At 44.9% G+C, this 19196-nt stretch carries 17 protein-coding genes; 4 read left to right on the top strand and 13 right to left on the bottom strand.

Features of this window, described 5'->3' with window-relative positions:
• The first annotated feature begins 2 nt into the window (after positions 1–2).
• On the top strand, positions 3–1376 hold the full coding sequence (locus MHI52_RS14655) for a sugar phosphate nucleotidyltransferase (protein ID WP_101313692.1): 1374 nt from the start codon (positions 3–5) through the stop codon (positions 1374–1376).
• A 106-nt stretch (positions 1377–1482) separates the two neighbouring features.
• Here the strand turns inward: MHI52_RS14655 and MHI52_RS14650 are convergent, their stop codons facing one another.
• The 5 genes from MHI52_RS14650 to MHI52_RS14630 form a co-directional block, all read right to left on the bottom strand.
• Complete coding sequence (locus tag MHI52_RS14650; protein WP_405159279.1) at positions 1483–4302, bottom strand: glycoside hydrolase family 2 TIM barrel-domain containing protein; 2820 nt, start codon at positions 4300–4302, stop codon at positions 1483–1485.
• A gap of 172 nt (positions 4303–4474) precedes the next feature.
• On the bottom strand, positions 4475–5269 hold the full coding sequence (locus MHI52_RS14645) for an SDR family NAD(P)-dependent oxidoreductase (protein WP_405159278.1): 795 nt from the start codon (positions 5267–5269) through the stop codon (positions 4475–4477).
• A gap of 129 nt (positions 5270–5398) precedes the next feature.
• On the bottom strand, positions 5399–6397 hold the full coding sequence (locus MHI52_RS14640) for a helix-turn-helix domain-containing protein (RefSeq protein WP_405159277.1): 999 nt from the start codon (positions 6395–6397) through the stop codon (positions 5399–5401).
• Positions 6398–6589: 192 nt separating this feature from the next.
• Positions 6590–7156 carry an alpha/beta fold hydrolase gene (locus MHI52_RS14635; RefSeq protein ID WP_083677388.1) on the bottom strand — a complete coding sequence of 189 codons (567 nt, stop codon included), beginning with the start codon at positions 7154–7156 and terminating at the stop codon, positions 6590–6592.
• Between the two features lie 191 nt (positions 7157–7347).
• A complete protein-coding gene (locus tag MHI52_RS14630) occupies positions 7348–7656 on the bottom strand; it encodes a hypothetical protein (protein WP_036608134.1) in 309 nt (102 codons plus the stop codon).
• Positions 7657–7819: 163 nt separating this feature from the next.
• Between MHI52_RS14630 and MHI52_RS14625 the strand changes: the two genes are divergently transcribed.
• Together MHI52_RS14625 and MHI52_RS14620 are read left to right on the top strand one after the other, a co-directional pair.
• A complete protein-coding gene (locus tag MHI52_RS14625) occupies positions 7820–9052 on the top strand; it encodes a GAF domain-containing protein (protein WP_036608137.1) in 1233 nt (410 codons plus the stop codon).
• Between the two features lie 46 nt (positions 9053–9098).
• Complete coding sequence (locus MHI52_RS14620) at positions 9099–9524, top strand: hypothetical protein (protein WP_253508273.1); 426 nt, start codon at positions 9099–9101, stop codon at positions 9522–9524.
• 97 nt (positions 9525–9621) lie between these two features.
• On the opposite strand, the gene MHI52_RS14615 is transcribed toward MHI52_RS14620, so the two are convergent.
• Positions 9622–10044, bottom strand: coding sequence for a hypothetical protein (locus MHI52_RS14615; RefSeq protein ID WP_076249393.1), 423 nt, complete (start codon positions 10042–10044; stop codon positions 9622–9624).
• A gap of 266 nt (positions 10045–10310) precedes the next feature.
• On the opposite strand from MHI52_RS14615, the gene MHI52_RS14610 reads away from it, so the two are divergent.
• Positions 10311–11585, top strand: a complete 1275-nt coding sequence (locus MHI52_RS14610) for a stalk domain-containing protein (RefSeq protein ID WP_405159276.1) — start codon at positions 10311–10313, stop codon at positions 11583–11585.
• Between the two features lie 83 nt (positions 11586–11668).
• On the opposite strand, the gene MHI52_RS14605 is transcribed toward MHI52_RS14610, so the two are convergent.
• From MHI52_RS14605 to MHI52_RS14575, 7 genes are all read right to left on the bottom strand, one after another.
• A complete protein-coding gene (locus tag MHI52_RS14605) occupies positions 11669–11887 on the bottom strand; it encodes a hypothetical protein (RefSeq protein WP_036608149.1) in 219 nt (72 codons plus the stop codon).
• Between the two features lie 42 nt (positions 11888–11929).
• Complete coding sequence (locus MHI52_RS14600) at positions 11930–13081, bottom strand: Ger(x)C family spore germination protein (RefSeq protein WP_179086464.1); 1152 nt, start codon at positions 13079–13081, stop codon at positions 11930–11932.
• Positions 13082–13123: 42 nt separating this feature from the next.
• A complete protein-coding gene (locus tag MHI52_RS14595) occupies positions 13124–14239 on the bottom strand; it encodes an endospore germination permease (protein ID WP_047842877.1) in 1116 nt (371 codons plus the stop codon).
• A 43-nt stretch (positions 14240–14282) separates the two neighbouring features.
• Positions 14283–15692, bottom strand: a complete 1410-nt coding sequence (locus MHI52_RS14590) for a spore germination protein (RefSeq protein WP_253508267.1) — start codon at positions 15690–15692, stop codon at positions 14283–14285.
• 199 nt (positions 15693–15891) lie between these two features.
• On the bottom strand, positions 15892–16773 hold the full coding sequence (locus MHI52_RS14585; RefSeq protein WP_081745887.1) for a carbohydrate ABC transporter permease: 882 nt from the start codon (positions 16771–16773) through the stop codon (positions 15892–15894).
• Between the two features lie 14 nt (positions 16774–16787).
• Positions 16788–17678, bottom strand: coding sequence for a carbohydrate ABC transporter permease (locus MHI52_RS14580; protein ID WP_405159275.1), 891 nt, complete (start codon positions 17676–17678; stop codon positions 16788–16790).
• Between the two features lie 216 nt (positions 17679–17894).
• A complete protein-coding gene (locus MHI52_RS14575; protein ID WP_340029554.1) occupies positions 17895–19160 on the bottom strand; it encodes an extracellular solute-binding protein in 1266 nt (421 codons plus the stop codon).
• Between the last annotated feature and the right edge of the window lie 36 nt (positions 19161–19196).

Raw genomic sequence — 19196 nt, 5'->3', positions numbered from 1 at the left:
CCATGCATATCGTAATGCTGTGCGGCGGCTCTGGCAAAAGGCTCTGGCCGTTATCCAATGAGCTTCGCTCCAAGCTGTTCATAGATATACTTCCATCACCCGCTGGAGGTAGGGAATCCATGATCAGCAGAGTATGCCGCCAGCTTGACAGTTCATCCCTAACGGATTCAACACTCATTATTTCACATCAAGATCAGGCTAATATTACGGCACGACATACTCAAGGCAAAATACCAGTCATTGGGGAACCTTATAAACGAGGCACTTTTACTGCGGCGGCCTTAGCGACGTTATATCTGCAATCCTTCCGAATGGCCAAAGATGACGATGTGATCTGTATCGCGCCAGCTGATGTGTTCGCAGGTGAAGATTTTTTCAGCAACTTCCAATTACTGCCGGATATACTGAAACACTCTCAAGCCGATATCGCTTTAATTGGGACAAGGCCTACACATGCTTCAGAACAGTATGGATACATCCTGCCGGATGGGGAAGAACGTAATGCTTATGCGCCCATAACACAATTTATAGAAAAACCCGAAGCCTCCATTGCTGAAACGCTGCTACAACGTGGGGCACTATGGAACTGCGGTGTGTACGCGTTCACTGTCGCGTTTATGATATCCCATATTAAAAAAATGGGGCTTCCGGTTCATTATGATCAATTGTCGTCCCTGTATGAAGCGTTGCCTGAACGGAGTTTTGACAAGCATGTTGCAGAAAAGGCACAGCGAGCCGTAGTCCTGCCTTATGAGGGAGTATGGCAGGATATTGGAAGCTGGGATACGCTGTGCGCACAGTTAGATACCCATGTAATCGGACATGGCGGAATCTCGGGTTCTTCCTCCGATTCCTATATTATTAACGAGCTTCCCTACCCCATCCAAGTCATTGGCGTGCCAGGTATTATCGCTGCCGCAAGTCCGGATGGCATTCTCATTGCCAACAAAAATAATTCAAATGAAATTAAAGCGCAATTGGGTAACTTGCCATTAAAACCGATGTATGGTGAAGCAACCTGGGGCAGTTATCGTGTCATTGAGAGTTCGTTAGACAATGAGAATACAACTGTAACCACATTAAACATAACGGTTCTACCGGGCAAACATATCGGGTTGAACTGGCATAGAACTGGGTGTAGAGCATGGACCGTGCTTGCAGGCAGTGGGCAAATGCTTGTCAACGGAAAGGTCATGCAAGTGAGTATGGGCAATCAGTTCGCGATTACCAAGGAGAGTCTCTTTTCTATTCTGGCTGAAACCAGGATGGTGATCCTTGAGGTCCGGATCGGAGTAACAGAGGAGAAAGACAACATACTTTTTGAAGAAAAAGATTGGAATGTAATCCTAAAAAGTGCAGGTTCATTTAACGCATAATGATAGAATGAACCGGTTCAATCTGCGTGTCTTATAGCCCCTTCCATTCGCGGAAGGGGCTCATTGGCATAATTAAGGGAAACCTGACACTTCTTCTCCCTATATCTTAGTTAAACAACTTGCGAAGTTCCTCTACTTCCAGACGTGCAACTGGCTGGTAAGCGGAACTTTGTACATAACGCTGGAAGCTGTATAACAACTGTCTGCCCTCCAATGTAGTCATCAGACGCTCCAGATTCAGCGCTCCCATCAGCACTCTCCCCTTCCGAACCCGACACTCCATCAACAGGCCGAGCTTGTGGTTTCGCTCAAAATTGTCAATGGTCTGCACGATCGGATTCAAGTCTTTATCCAACTCATCCAAGATGATCGATGACGACTCGGACACGATGCTCCACCACGGATAAGTTGAGTGCTCCTCTGTGACAAAATGTTCGAAGGCCGGATGATCCTGTTGAATTAACAAGCCCATTGTGCCCACAGGAACTTCTCTTTTCATATTCTCCGAGATGGATCGGAACATAGGGTAAGACCAGAAATCGGTGCTATAGAAACCTTGGATCGCGTGTTGAAGCTCATTGGGATTCGGGAAAAGTAAAATATCCTCGCCCTGCTCAAGCAGCGCCAACGCCTGTTCCGAGAGTTCGGTAAATAGATTCAAACCGCTCAGGTCCACTTCCTCCTGTCTCGGGTAGATCCACAGGTCGTAAGACTTACGGATATCCGTGCCCGGAATGGACAGTCTAAGCTCCACTTTGGTCATATTGGAGACTTCAGGAATGCGAATGCTGAGATCCGCGACATTCACATAATGTTCTCCATGGGTCGCTGGCAGGTCTGCTTTCCCTTCCAATAGGACGCTTCCTTCGATCTGCTCGCTTTGAATTTCCCACTTCAGATGACGTCCGTCCAATGCCTGTCTGCGGAAGTAACTTAGTTCAATGCGTGCTTCGAACAATTCACCCGCTTGATAATTATATTTGGGGAATCTCGCCAACAACACAGCGTCGGAACAAAACGTTCTCCACTCCTCAGGTGTAATCATGCCTTTGGAATCCATGAATGCGTCCAGTACACCCACCAGCGCCGTTCCCTGACCACTGAAATCCTGAAGATCCAGCAGCTGGAACCCGGCTAGTTGCTGCGAACGAAAAGCAGCTTCCAGTTCTTCCTTGTAACATGCGACCGCGAGTTTACCAGAGGCTCTGAAGTATGCTTCCGCCAGATGTCCCAGCCCTTTGGCATTCAGACGCTCTCGAAACACTTCGAAATTCTTGGCTTTGAGTGAACCCGTATACTTGTTGATCTCCTCGAAATTAGGAAACGTGGCGTACTGTCCAATTTCATGCGAGATGATTGGTACGTGTGAGACAAGTTGGTCACTTCCAGCTTCGGCCTGCACTGTTTTGGAACCTGTCCCATACTGAATCTGAATCTCTTTGTCCCCAGTCTGACCAGAAGGGTCAGCATCGCTGCCTTGCTCAGGTACAATGTTTGAATCGTAATCTTTCAATGTATTTGGCAGGTCGGTCTGCACGTGACCGAGCGGAGCATCACACATCGCATATGAACCTCTGAACAGGCGCTCTTTGGAGAAACGAACCCCGCAGAAGAATTCACTTTCCTCCAGAATGTCCGGCACAAACTGAAAGTTATTCGAACCTTCGGTGTATAGATGACGATGATCATATGCTTTGTATGCCTTCAGGATCGAATTCAATCTGTCCTTGCTTCCCCATAGTTCATTCCCCATGGACATCATGACAAACGAAGGATGATTACCAAAAGCACGCAGCATCGCAAATCCTTCGCTAATCAAGTAATCCTGCTCGGCTTGATTATGCCCATCCGAAGATTCATCCGTAATCGTTCCCCAGAACGGAAGCTCAGGCTCCATGTAGATGCCGAGCAGATCCGCTGCAATAAAAGCAGCCTCCGGAGGACAACAGGTATGGAAACGGTAGTGATTGATACCGTAGGACTTGGAGATAGCGAGAATACGAACCCATTCATCCACATCTGTTGGCGCGTATCCGGTGAGCGGAAAGATCAGCCCGTCATGTTTGCCTCGAAGAAACGTTTTGCGACCATTAATGGTGAATTTGTCTCCTGCAGCCCGGAATTCCCGTAATCCCGTCCATACTTCGGTGGAATCCAGCACTTCGCCGTCCTGATCTTGCAGATGAATATGAAGTTGGTACAGGTTAGGTTCATCATCACTCCATAACATCGCATCTTCACCAATCTTGTACGTCAGCTGGATTTCCTGCGAATCCGGGGCGAAAATCTGTTCCTCGGTCGTATACACCGGATCTGCACTGACTGCAACAGCTGAAACCACGATTCGTACTTCTTGCAGGTCACCAACAAGTGCTGCCTTGATATCGAAAGATCGAGTCGCAAGATCGGGATAGACCTGAACATTATCCAGGAAAACACGCTCGAAAAATTGAAGTTCCAATTTCCCGGTGATGCCGTTCCAATTCGTCTGCGTGTCTTCGGATGTAAGGTGACCACCTTTGGTTGGATAATTGGTATTGTCCACTCGAATGGTAATTGTATGAGTCCCAGCGGTTAGCCCTGCCTCAATCTTGTAACGGTGAGGTGTGTTCAGACTGTTTTGTGTTCCGCATTCCACCCCATCGATCCAAACTGTGGTTACTCGTGTTCGTTCCAAATGCAAGAAGCAACATTTTCCAGCCAAGTGTTCGGGAATTTCAATCTCTCGTGAAAACCAGGCATAACCCTCAAATAAGTACTCATCCGTCAGCGCACCGATTAACACATTCTCGTTTTTCTTGCCCTTGGCCGCATGAGATGTAGTATTTGGCAATGTAATAACGTCTGAGAAATTCAGACCACGTTCCACCTTATGTTCATCAAGTTGGAGTTTCCATATGCCTTCCAGATTTATTGCAGCTATCATGATAGTGTCCCCTTTAGATAAAAGTAATCGCTTCCAATGAACAGAAATCGTTTTCGAAAAACATACCTGTATTATAAACTCGATTGACGCCCTCGCATAGATCATTTACAAATAAAAAAGTCGCCAATACTGGCGACATCTTATGGATACCTATCCTGTATCCTGAACAATTTTAAAATATGGTGGGAACCATACCCCCGTCCATTCGGATGGGAGAGCCTCTGAAGGCTGAAGCATATGGGCTGCATACAAATGCAGCGAGTCTGCCTATTTCACTTGGCTTGATGAATCGCTGTAATTCGGACTGTGGCAGATTACTCTTCATAAAGTCTTTCTCTTTTTCCTCAAAAGTCAGTGCCTCATCAGGGTATATGCCCTCAATGATTTCTTGTACGTTTTCGGACAGTGTTGGACCTGGCAGGATCGTATTGATCGTAACCTCGCTCCCTGCTGTCAGTTTGGACAAACTTTTGGATAATGACAGCAGCATTGACTTGGTCATGCAATACTGGGGCATCTGGCCTGAAGGCATAAGGGCTTCTTCACTTGCGATGAAAATAATACGCCCGTCATTGTTCTTCACCATTTTAGGTAAATAAAATTGGGACAAGCCATTGGCAGCAAGTACATTAGTCCGGAAATATTTCTCCCACACTTCATCATTTATGTCTTCATAACTCATGATTTCATATATCCCCATGTTATTGATTAATATATCAACTTCAGGAAATTTCTCGAATAAAGCTTGCCGTTGCGCCAGATCCACAAGATCAGCGGTAGCCTTTTGCGGAGAGGTCTCCGGAAAAGTGGACTTGATTTCACGAACGGTTTGTTCCACCTCTTCATCATTACGTCCATTAATCAGAACATGAACACCCTCTCGAGCGAGTTCTATAGCAATCGCTTTGCCGATCCCTTTTGTCGATCCTGTAACTAAGGCTGTTTTCTCTTTTAGTCCCATATCCATCCTGCATTTCTCCTTCATGATTACAACTATCCGGCTGCTTCTTCTGGACATTGCCAATAGCTTCATGCACCGGATAGGTATAATATTACGCAGTCTGAAGGACCTAGTAACTAGCATTTTGCGCCAGAGTTATTGCCTTACACGCCAATTTGAAGGTGTATCCCCTTCCCAGGTTTTGAAAGCACGATAGAACGAATTCTGGTCTTCATATCCAACCAGAAATGCCACTTCTTTGATATCGAGCGAAAGATCTGCAAGGTACGCTCGGGCCTGCTCACGTCTGGCCTCGGTTAATAATTGCTTGAAGTTTGTGTTCTCCTCCGTCAGTCGCCGCTGCAAGGTACGATCACTCATGCGAAGCTCTTTGGCGACTGTCTGGATGTCAGGGCGCTTTCCTGTGAGGCTGCGTTTCATAATCCATTTGACCACTTCAGTAATGGAACGATTGCTCTCTTGTTCGTCCAGCGACCGATCCAGTGCCGGGGTCAGAATCTCCAGTAACTCCTCGTTATACGATAGAAATGGAAGACTCAGATCTTTCCGTTCCAGCGTCAGCCGATTATGGTTAGAATTCGTATCAACTCGGCAGCCGAAGTAAGCCTCAAGGGTGGCTACGTCACCCATCGGTTGGGAGAACTCAACCCTTTTGGCAGTCAAAGGTTGTCCTGTGCCCCTCCGTCCAAGTTCGATCAGAAATGCCAGCGTAATACCAACCAGCAATGGCGGACCTTGTTGCTCCTTATGTAACCATTCGAGTTCAATGAACCATTCCTCCCCTGCTTCGGTAATCTGCAAACTCTCGGGAGGACACATTTGCTTGTAACGCACCATGCGATTCAACGCATCACGATAATCACGAGCATGGTACATCGCCAGTACAGGCGGAGGATACTTCGATATTGCATATCCGGTTGCAAGTTTGATGATGCCCTCGGCGGTGTCCCCATTGAGATCAGAGTAGGCCTGCCAGATTGCGAAGTATTGAGATTGGGTCACTACAGGTTGAGTGATTACTTCAAGAGGCAATTGTGCAGTGCGAGCTACGTCGTGAGCACCAATCCCTAATTGATGTAAACCAGCCCAGAAACCTGGATGAACTTTAATTCGATCATTCGGTAGAAGTTGCATGTATATAGACTCCTTTAACTTGTTCCATTTTTAATTCTGATTTCTAATTATAGAACGGATGTACCTATTTTTGAAACTTACCTCAGCGAGCCATTTCCGGGTAATACGAAAACACGACTGCCCATAAATGGCCAGTCGTGTTCAAGTCAATCATTGTATATCAATGAAAAAATGCACATTTTGTATGTTCAGCTACTCATTCAACGCAGTTTTGATCAGGGCATTCACCCGCGAGTTAAACAGCAGACCGATATGGGATACGAGGGAAACCGAAACGTTGTTCGCCCCGTTCAACCGGGAAAGTACCGGGGACACAATCGTGTCACTGGTGGAATAGATGGAAGTCACCTTTATTCCACTCGGAGCTGTCGTTGTGGTCAATCGATTAGCCCCGCCAAGGGTAATCAACTTATCCACTTTGGAAGCGCCTCCACGGTTAAGTATGTAATAGAGACTATTAGCTCCACCCATGCTATGAGCTATAATATTGACTTTTGTATGACCCGTTTGGCGTAGAACATCATCTACGAATCGACTAATTGCTGCGGAGTTCAACAGCTGGTTTCCTTGTTTGCTAGGAAGGTCAATCGCGAATAATTCGTCTCTGGTCCACCCTTGGCTACGCAAATAACTCTCAATTGCTGTAAAATTGCTATCTGAACCGGTCAATCCATGTACCAATACAATGGGTGTACGTGCCGTAGCTGCAGAAGCCTTTGAACTCGATCCTATTCCAGTTATTGATAAGGCAAGGATCATGCTCAGGAATACAACAAGTATTAATTTGGTCTTTTTCACTTCATTACCCTCCTGTAAAATGTTTTATATTCCATATATTACAATCTAACATATGGAATATAAATGAATCTTTAGTCTCATTTTTACAGGGATGTCTAAAGTATACTACAACTAACATCATTACATTTTATCAAACTCTAGTTCTCTACTTCTTATCCTTCAACGATATCTGCACGTAGATCTGTTGCAATCTCAATCATTTTGGGTACAATAGCTTCGTTAGAAATAGCTACATACAGATCCCCCATGTACAAACGAAAAGCAATCTGTGCACCCTCAAGGTCCCACATAAAAAAGTCCCCCTCAATGGTCATGGTGCTCTCTGCTCCTACAATGTTAAGAACCGGTGAATAGGTAAAATCGGGTTGGGATTCGAAGTAGAGTTTGCACTCTTCCAGCGAGATGGATTGTTCGGCATTACTATCTTGCATGGATCGGGTAATTCGAAAACGCTGATTCATTGATTTGCCTCCAAAACTTTATTAATATATACATGTTACACAGCATTATATTTTCTCATTTCCGTCTTCCACTGTCAAAACCATACATGATCGATTCTTCAAATTCATATATACTGAATACAGTGCACAACGAATTTCTACAATCAGGAGGAGTCAAATCAATATGTTAAAAACAGAATTCATTGATGTACTATCCCTTGTCTCACATAAATTATATGATTCGGCTGCTAATGTCATGGACACGGCAAGCAGGTTAATTCCTGCAAATACGTTTTGTATTGCCCAGTTGGATCATCTATCCACCAAAGTTCTGAACGTATATAATCGTGACAAACTCATTCTGGGTGAGGGGCTGGTCGTTGATAACGCCGAGTCATACTGTGCACTTGTGACTGAACATTCCCAAGGCCCGTTAGTAATCAATAATAATCTAACACATCCATTAACCAGACATATGGACGCAACCGAATTCGTAGGTGGGTGTTCATTTGTTGGTGTGCCTATACATAATGAGAACGGAGAAATTTACGGCTCCCTTTGCTCATTTGATCAGGATTTCTATTCCTATCAACAAAAGGACGTGGATCTGCTTCTCTCCTTGTCTTCCTTTTTCACGAGTCTTCTTGAGATGGAAACAACTCTGCAACAGTTAAAACAGGCGGAAGAGACCGCTGCAAAAGTGCTTGAAGAAAAGAAAAATTTGCTGGCCGTTCTCAGCCATGAAATCCGGACGCCAATGAATGGTGTTCTTGCAATGGCCAATCTGTTACAATCGACCAGGCTAAGTGAGGATCAATCGTTATATGTTAATGTCATTGAGTCAAGTGGCGCCAGCCTTCTGTCGATGATGGATCAAATTCTGGACTACTCCAAAGCAGAAGCTGGTGCGATCTCTCTGGAGATCAAGCCCTATAGTGTCTCTGACACAGTTGAACATGTATTACAATTATTCTCTTCTGAAGCACAGAAAAAAGGAATTAGGTTGTACGCAGAATATAATATTAATGATCATCTGATGCTTATGGGCGATCAGCACAAAGTTCGTCAGATTTTAATCAATCTCGTTGGGAATGCACTTAAATTTACGGAGAAAGGTGAAGTATGCATCTCTACTGAGGTATCTGCTGATACCAAAGGTACTCTCCATGCATCCTACGAAATAAAGGATACGGGCATCGGCATCCCACAGGATCGTCAGGATCTGTTGTTCAAATCCTACTCCCAGATTCATGGTAATTCAGGAAAGTATGGCGGAGCAGGGCTTGGCCTGTCCATCTGTAAACAACTCGCCGAATTAATGGGTGGCATTGTATGGCTTAAAGAGTCCAGTCCTATGGGCAGTCGGTTTGTCTTTAATATTTCCAGCGCTTCACCCAACGTCCATACGAATATCTGAATGATGAATATATTATTCTATCTGAAACAGATAGGAGGTATATACGTTGACTCAATTTCTGGATGCAAGATCATCGCAAAATGCTGCGTTGTTTAATTCCATTTCCATACCGATTCCAGTGATTTTTACGCCACAATTATTCGGCCAGATTGGTCTCATCACCGCTGGAGCCGGAACCAATCTAAGAGTTTCATTAAAAGGAACCATCACGGTGCAATTGCCGCGTGCACTTTTTATAGTGAGGATTACTGTGGTAAGAGGAACCATCGCAACCGATCCAATTGTATACTCGGGAAACCACACATATGGTCTGAATGGTCTGCTTAACCCTGAAGTGATTGTCTTCTCTTCCACTGACTATAACCCACCGCTCATGCCCCAATTAACCTATACCGCATTTATCAGCACAAACCTGCTCGGTACTACTCGGGTGGGACCCGAGAGTTTCGACGGATTTGTCGTTTCAGATTAAAAAAACACGTACAACCCCATACCTCTAATCGGTTTCCCGTAGATTAGTGGTATGGGGTTGTTTTTACGATTAACATAACTTTTTTTAGAGAGAGCTATTAATCAGAGACCACAAATCCATCAAAATTCTCGGGACCAACACGGACTGTTCCCAGCAAGTTGGAGCTTATAAAAGCAGTGTAAGTTAATTGTGGTAAAATCGGTGGATTAAAATCATTTCCAGAGAATGTTATTACTTGTGGTGCCAATACACTTAAACCAAATGTGGACGTTGCGGAGTAAATAACCGGGTCCGTTGACAAGGTACCTCTTACAACGGTAATCGTTATTCCCGCAAGAGCTAAAGGTAATTGTACAGAAACCGTTCCTTTAAATTGAACTCTGGGATTCGCTCCTGCTCCGGCAGTTTGCAGACCGATTTGACCAAAGAGCTGTGGGGTGTTCAGTAATAATATTGGAATAGCTATTGAGTTGGCCAAACTGGCATTTTGTGATGTTCTTGCATCCAGAAATGTGCTCATCAATCTACCTCCTAATGTTGGGATAGGATAGTATATTCGTAGCGTACTATTGTGTTTGGACTTCTAGCCAACAACTCACCAAAGCTATCATTTAATTACACTATTGTAGGAAGAACCTATTAAACAGCGATATGGTATATATGACTACATTCCGGACTCTTATATTGGAACGATATGAAAATTTTGTTATGCTACATATGTTAGATTACTAGATTCTGTTCAAAACACGATTCTACTATTATGTACGGAGTTGGAGGACACAAACGATGCTTATTAAAAGAGCAGGAAAAATCGCTGCGGTTACTGTAATTGCTCTCTCTATTCTTGGAAGTACCCCCAATATCGGTGGAGCCTATGCTGCCCCGGCCATCTCAGTTCAATTGGATGATGTGCCCCTGAAATTTGATGCAGCTCCACGAGTTGATAAAGGTGTCACTTATGTTCCGTTTCGGACGGTCGGTGAAGCCCTAGGTATTGATATTACCTGGAACAGCAAATCACAGACTGTAAAAGCAACGAACACGGTGAAAGGACAAACTACCGAGGTACTATTACAAGTTAGCAGCACCACAGCGACCGTAAATGGAAAAAAAGTTACACTCTCAGCTGCACCCGTTCAGCGGGAGGGCCGCGTACTTATTCCACTAAGTTCGTTCAGTAACCAATTCGGTGTACAAGTAAGCTGGAATCAAGCAACCAAGACGGTCTCCCTTGTCTCCCCACAACGCGAGATGCACCTGAGAGCCTTCTATGCATTGCAATCCTTTCAAGAAAAGGACCTTATTACTTCCTTGAATTCCGTAGCCTTTGGCTGGAGCCGCATTGATCGTGAAGGTCAGTTTACGCTCCAAGGGGATGAGTACCGCCTCCCTGCTGCTGCGGGTGATATTACACCGCAGTCCATCGTTGATGACGCAGCAGATCAACAGATCCAACCACAGCTCATGGTGTATGCATTGGACGGAAATGGCGAACTGACCAAAGTTCTGAGCGACAAGAGCCTGCGGCTGAAATCGATTGAAGGTATAACTGCTGCTGTCACGGAGCATGGTTTTGGCGGAGTTGTTCTGGATTTTGAGGGACTGGGCTTTAAACTGGATGCGGTAGAACAACAGAAGCTGCTCAATGCTTACGTGAAACAACTAAAGAGTTCCTTGCCCCAGGACACAGCTTTATCTCTAGCGGTACCGCCGCTAAATAGTGCTTATAAAGGTTATGATTACAAAACACTTGCCTCTATTGCAGATGATCTTATCATTATGGCCTATCAGTATAATCCGGTTGGCACCAAATCTCAGGTACCTGAGCCAAATAGTCTTGTAGATCAGGCAATTCAATTAGCCATACAGGCCGGTGTCCCAAAGAGTAAACTTCTGCTCGGTATCAGTCTAAGCAGTGAAACGCCGTCCTCTGTTGATGATAAGCTGGGTCTCGCCAAACGTTATGACCTCAAAGGAGCCGCGTTCTGGCGTCTGGGTCTGTTCCGTTCCTACAATACGAAAATGGAAGATGCCGTAAATGCTTCTGTGATCAAAGAGTAAACTTTCTAACTGGCTACAACTTAAATAAAAGAAGGACCGCGCCTCTGGTACGCAGAGACTTGGTCCTTCTTTTTCCCATCATCTTATTTTATAAATTTATCCACACTTCCAAATATAAGCTTCACAAACTGGGTAGGACCAGGCAAACGGGGCTGAAAGAGAAGAATGATCCCAATTACTGCCGCCACAGCAGTAAATCCCGCGCTCACTATTCTGGCTCGCTTCTCTTTGCTGCTCTTCCACTCTCCATACACTATCGCAGTCGCCAGCATCAATATTCCAAGGATTGAGCCTAGTTTCATTCAATCACCTCTCTTCCAGGCTTGTACAGGAGCCGATTCTGTTCAACTTTCGTCCTCATTAGGTATCCCCTGTGGTCCTGTTGATTTTCCGGTACGTACTACATGTGCATCTACGTTGACTTCCACGTCCATATCAGGATAGATGGTTTCCCAGTTCTTCTCCTGCGCTTTCCATTGATGCGGGTAATATCTGCGAAATTCAACTGCAAATTTGAAGAAATCGGAGCGCAGCTCTTTCTGGGACATGACTAAAGCATCATGAGCCAAAGATGTGAGTTTAGCCGACCATTCCTTTTCCAGTTTAGTTAATACAGCGGGATCAGTCAGATTGGCATCCGTCGTATTTAACACCACTTCTCCCCTGGTTTGGATGTCGACCTTCATACTCCACTGTTTGTTTACAATTCGCGGCTTCAAGGAGGTTTTATTTTCAATGAGTCTTATCGAAAAAGAACCCTTTAACGGCTCAAACTCAACGGGCATGATAATGCTGTTCAGTTCTTTTGCAAGTAGTAATACACCTACGCTTAGTGGTTCTTTGACCGTCTTGACATAACGATCCTTCTTATACATACTCAGACCTTTCACATATGGCGTAGTCGTCAGTTTATCCTGATCGGGCTCCGGGGGTAAGATTAACATGCGAGACAAAATGGCTGAACTGCTCGGACCTTCAATAGATTTAGCCAGTTCAAGCGCAGTAACACGTGTACCTAACTTCAGATTGGCCATCTCACGTAGCGATTCAGCAGAACTTCGCTCCAGTGGATCAAGTAACGCAAGGATATCTTTCGCAGCCTTTTCGCTGGAAAAGACATATGCATGCTCCCTGAACTGAGGGTAACGCAGGAAGAAATCGATATACTCGCGGATACCGCGTTTGCCTGCTTGCTCACTGATGATTATGACTTCGCAGTGGCCCCAGAACATATTCCGGGGAACTTTACGTTGTAACCGATTCAATGCCTCTGCAATTGTACGTCCTTCCGCTGTTCGAATCATTGTTACCCCGCTTGGACTGCCTCCACTCCCACTACTATCTCCTGCACTCGCCTTCCGCGGAATGAAAATCTGTGAAGTCAAATGTACTTCACCATCTTCATAATCTATCCCTGTAGCCAGCACGATAGCCAAATCGTTAATCTCGATGCGATCCCAGCATCCACTTAAAAGCACACAACACAATATTGGCATTAGTAGTACTCTATATATTCGCAAGTGCTCCTCCCCCATCAATCAGGTGTTCGCTCGATTCTTCCGAAAATGTGCCCACCCTTTCTTCAGCCATGCGACACCGTAGATCATAGCCGGAAGGATTAATAAAATGCTGATCGTATACAAGTTGGCTGAAGCGCTAACCAAACTGGAAATACCGGATCCACCGGACACAACCCAGTAAGCAAATATCATGCACAGGAACGAAAGTGGACCAACCACAGGTTTGTAGTCTCGCAAACCAAACCATTCCGCGGTTGATGTAGCAAAGATATATAGAAAAACGGAAATTTTAACGAAAATACCGAAAATCCAGATAGCAATAATAAGGGATTCGATATGCTGTAGAAAGTCCGCAATGGTTATGTATCTTGCTGCGATCATGACCGGAAATACAAATGTATCCGTCAAATCACCAATTAAAAACAGGCAAAACAGATTGGTAACCGTCATTGCAGTTGTCGTAAATACAAGGGATCCAAGCATGACCCGGGTTATTCGTTTTTTTTCATTCACATAAGGTAGCAGAAAAGCCAGCACGATATATTCACTAAACCATGCAGCAGGTGCAGCAGCCCCCGTAATAATGGGAATTGGACCCTTCTCCATAAAAGGAAACAGCTCGGCAGGATTCAGTTCACCAATCAGCAATATAAAGATCAAAGCCAGCAGAACGATCAACAGGGTAACAAACACCTGAGCGGTTCGTCCGACAACTTCAATCCCAAGTCTGACATTAATCGCACATACAACAACCATCGTACCCATCACAACAAACAAAGGTGTACGCGGAAGTGCATTATTAACAATGAATTCACCGTACTCCCGAATAATCAAGCCCGTCAGGTGGGGCAAAAAAGCGATATATATCAGGCCAAATAACTTGCCGGGAATCCGACCAATAATCAATACACTGGATTGAATGAGCGTTTTTCCAGGGTACAGACGATCAAGTCCAACGGAAATACCAATGGCAGCCAACCCAACGATCGAACCTATAATTGGGGTCATCCACATGTCATGTCCTGCATAGTGCATTGTAATTCCAGGCACAGACAGGATAGCCGTCGCGAGAATGGCGGGAAAGACCATAAATGCCAATTGAGTCACCGATATTTTCCCTTTGTCAGTCAACATATGTAATCCCGCTCCCTTGTTTGTGCTCGAAATGTAGATTGTTCTAGTGTGGTTTGTTCCTTGGAGATGGACGCCACCATACATCCTTAAGTTCCTTAGCCATCGTAGGTGCTACCGGTGAAAGATAAGGTGTTCCAAATGAACGAAGACTGCTTAGATGAATGACAACCAAGATGACTCCCAGCATGACACCCGTGAGTCCCAACGTTCCTGCAAGAAACATCATGGGAAAACGTAGTAGACGGGTCGCGATGCTGGCAGCATAGCGAGGGATCATGAAAGAAGCGATACCGGTAATCGCTACAATGATAATCATGGGGGCTGAGACAATTCCGGCACTCGTCGCCGCTTGCCCAATAATTAAGGCCCCCACAATACTGACCGCTGATCCGACCTGCTTGGGCAATCGGACGCCAGCCTCACGCAATGCTTCAAAGGCAATTTCCATAATGAGTGCTTCCACCAGGGCAGGAAAAGGGATCTCTTCTCTCGCCCGAGCAATACTGAGAAGTAATACGGTAGGAATCATCTCCTGATGAAACGTCGTAATCGCTACATAAGCCGATGGAAGCAGCATGGATAAAACAAAAAAAATGTATCGCAGCCAGCGTACAAAAACACTCATGAACACATTTTGATAATAATCTTCGGGGGATTGTAACATGGAAAAAATGGTCACTGGTGCGATAAGGGTAAACGGCGTTCCGTCAACGAGAATAGCAAAACGACCTTCCAGCAAGTTGGAAACAACGACATCCGGACGCTCCGTCGCAATCATCTGTGGAAATGGTGAATATCGCTGATCAACAATGCCTTCTTCAATGTACTGACTCTCCAGTACGTCTCGGAGCTTTAAATCGCCAAGTCGTGTCTCCACTTCCTTAACAAGTTTGGGATCAATAATCCCTTCCATGTATACAAGTGAAATACTGGTGTTTGTACGATCTCCCATGTTACGTGTATGAATCTTCAATGCAGGTGTCTTGAGACGTTTGCGCAGTAAAGACATATTCATGGTCAACGACTCTGTGAACCCATCCCGTGCACCACGCACGGTCGATTCAGCTAACGGTTCTTCCGTTGAACGATTTGCAGCTTGGTATAGAGGGTATGTAGTTCCTCCTATTGAACCGTCCAGCAGTAACAGAGCTTCTCCTTCAAATATGGCCTGTACTGCTTGAGTAGTCGTTTCAACTTGCTTAACAGAAGCTAGGGGAACTTGCGCAGCTTCGATTCCCATTTCCTGAAGGGGCGTTAGTACCTGTCGTTCCAGCCGTTCCGTATCGCATACACCAACACAATATACGCATAATGCTGAAGTAAGACACGCGGTTTGGAATGTATGAAATACAACGTCCGAGCAACCCGCAAAAACGGAGCGTAACATTTCTTGATCAATAACAAGTTGTCCGGTTAATGGCAGGTCCTGTTGTGTTATCGCTGATGTGTCCATGACGCCTCCCCTTTCCGTAAACGCTCCGTCCAGATATTCTCAGTTAAAGGTATCCTTTACTTATCAGATGGGATATATACGCAAAATATAGAATGCCAAAAAAGCCGCCCTCATGAGCGACTCTGATGATAAAGACCACTATTCATTCCTATGAATTCGTTGATCTTGCTCTTTGCAATTCCCTATTTTCTATTTATCCCTATCCTTTCACAGCACCCAAAGCAACACTCCCTATAATCTGTTTGGAAAATATAGAGAATACAATGATAATAGGCAGGATTGAGATCGCTACACCCAAATACAAGAGTCCATAATCCATCCCATAGTACCCCTGCACTAGCGCAACCAATACCGGAAGTGGATATTTATCCAGGGAGAAAAATAGCACCAGCGGTGTTAGGAAATTATTCCATGATCCGATAAACGTGAATATGCCAAGGGCGGCGATTGCCGGCCCCAGAATAGGCAGTACAATCTGATTGAACGTCCGGAACTCACCGGCACTGTCCACCCGCGCAGATTCAATAATCTCATCCGGGATGCTGCTCTCCATGAACTGTTTGATAAAAAATACATTAAACGCGTTAGCCGCAGCAGGCAAAATAATTGCGGCATAACTATCCAGAAGTCCCATCATGCTGAATAGTCGATATACGCCAATCAGAGCCAGTTGACCCGGTACCATCATGGTTGCTAACAGAAACAGGAACAACCCGTTTCGTCCTTTGAATTTAAATTTGGCAAATCCATACGCAGTTAAGGCCCCAATATACAGAGATAATACGGTCGATGTTCCGGCAATAAATATGCTGTTGGCAAACCCACGCCATATGTTGATTTTGGATACCATGTTCAGATAGTTATCAATCAAGAATGATCCGGGAAGAAATGTGAACGTTGAAGCAATCGTTGCATTGTTATGTGTGGAATAGATAAGCATCAGATAAAATGGAATAATGCAGAGCACGGCAAGACCTGTCAGCAACAGATAGATGATGATTTTGCCTGCCGTCAGGCCCCTTGTATTGGCATATTGCTGAATCGCCGCATTTGGTTGTTCAACTGATTTTGCAGTTTGCATAAGAACTCCCCTCCCTATGAACGGCTCTTCCGCTTGGTCATGATGAAGGATGCAACGGACAACAATATGATGATAATAAACAGGCAAAATGCGATGGCAGCGCCGTAACCAAATCGTGTGCTCTGAAATGCTACATTATAGAGATACATAATGCTCGTCATGGCTGCTCGGTCAGGACCGCCATTGCCGTTGGTTAGTGTAAATGGCTGATCGAAAATCTGGATGCCACCAATAATGGATGTAATCATCTGAAACAGAATAATTGGACGGAGCATCGGCACGATAATATGAATGAAAATATGTTTCTTTTTCGCGCCATCCATCTGTGCAGCTTCCAGCAATGAAGGATCAATGCCCTGAAGACCTGCAAGGTAGATGACCATGGAATAGCCGAAGTATTGAAAAAACAAAATGGATGATACAATCAGACGCATAAACCAGGGATCATTTTTCCAGTTAATTGGATCTTGTATTATACCGGTCTGCACCAAAAAATGATTCAGTCCGCCAGACTGCCAGTCAAAAATCAAGCTCACAAGCAATCCAAGTGATGCCGCCGTAACGATGTTGGGAAAAAAGTATACGGCTCTGAAAAAGTCCCGTCCTTTGAGCATCTTATCATTCAAGATAAAAGCCAACACAAGTGAGATTGTGAGCTGTGGAACTACAGATACGCCCCAGATGAATAACGTATTAAACAAGGTTTTGTAGAACAACGGATCTTGTAATACGGCAACGTAGTTACCGAGCCCTACAAAGTCAGGTGTCGTGATCCCATCAAAGTTGGTGAAACTGATGTAGAGGGAATATAAAATGGGATACAGCCCAAAAGTGGTGAAAATAATAAAAAACGGAGCAATGAAATAGTAGCCGTAATGGTCCTTGCGAATCGTTTTGGCAAACATGTTCTATCCCCCCAGTTATCATCGGATGTGTATATTCAATCGCTTACTTCTAGGGCGTGTCTGAGAACTCCGAAGGAAGCAGATTTTGCCGAATTTTCGTTCCAAGCAAGAAAGTTTTCCGCAGGCGTGCCGGGGCACGTCAAGGGAAAGTGACGCAGCAGGGGGCGAAAAGGCGGTAAAAGATGCACTTCAGCGAGTTTTGAGACACGTCCTAAGCTAATCCACCTCCAGCTCCGGAAATCTCAAGGTAACATCACGTTTGATTCGCTTTACGACTTCTTCCTTGGTCTGAATGTCCTTGTTGAGATATAACTGGAGTACAATCTTGTAGATATCATTGTTAATCGTGGCATCATATTTGGTGCGTTCGTATACAGGTACCCGTTTTGCGGCCTCCGAGAAAAACTCGAAATGCTTTTGTCCTCCCAAATAAGATGATGAGAGAGACGGGGCAAGTTCATCATTCACAACCATGTTGCTGGTGAAATAATCCTGCTCTTTCGCTAACTCGGATAGAAAATCGTGGTCAAAATTATAAAACTCAATAAACTTCCAGGCCAAATCCTTTTTCTCACTTTTACTGTACATCGCGATATAGGTTCCACCTGAACTAAAGGCTGACGGTCCCTGGGCTAAACCCCACATGCCTTCGGTATCCGGAGCGTTTGCCTTGAACGTATATTGCAAACCCCAGGTTGCCCCGGGATAAAACATGACCTCTCCTTTTTGCATGGATGCAGCGTAACCGGCACTTCCATCTTCATACTCGGCAAGTACATTCCGCTCACGTGCTTCACGTACAAGATCAAGCACTTCCAAGTACGTTGGATCGATGACAAGTTTGCCGTCCTTCACCCAAGGTATACCATCATATGAATTCGATATAGCATTCCAATTCGCCAATGCATGTACTTTATTCCCGCTAAGTTGCTGTACCTTCTCTCCAATCTCGAAGATCTTCTCCCATGTATCGATCTGTGAACCCACCTTCTCAGGATCATCGGTGCCCAGATATTTCTTCGCCAGATCCCGACGATAGTAGATGCCCCCTGGTGTTCCCTGATAACCTATCGCTCTGACATTTCCCTCACTGTCCTGTTCATTGGCCTGAACAAAAGCATATTGTTCCTGGATAAGTTCATTGGCGTTATACGGCGAAGCTGATAAATTCTCCAGATATGGAACGTCAATCAGCTCTCGAATATTCGCATTTTCAATCATAAATACATCTGGAGCCTTCGAGGTTGTCTGTAGCGCAGATTTCAGCTTGGTGATATAGAAATTACCGGGGATGTTGACAAAGTTCACTTTGATGTCAGGATATTTCTGTTCGAATTTCTCGATGGCGTACCCTGCTTCATCCGTAAAACTCCACACGGTAATCTCCTGTTGCTTGGTTTGACTCGATGGACTGAACTGACAACCAGCTAACAACATCGCTGCACATACTAATACAATAGTTGGCTTAAACCACTTCTTCATAGGCCCCCTCCTTCAAAAAGGAAACGCTTACAATTT

It is taken from the genome of Paenibacillus sp. FSL H8-0283, from assembly GCF_045040675.1.
GTDB lineage: Bacteria > Bacillota > Bacilli > Paenibacillales > Paenibacillaceae > Paenibacillus > Paenibacillus amylolyticus.
This window is presented reverse-complemented; position numbering and strand designations above follow the sequence as displayed.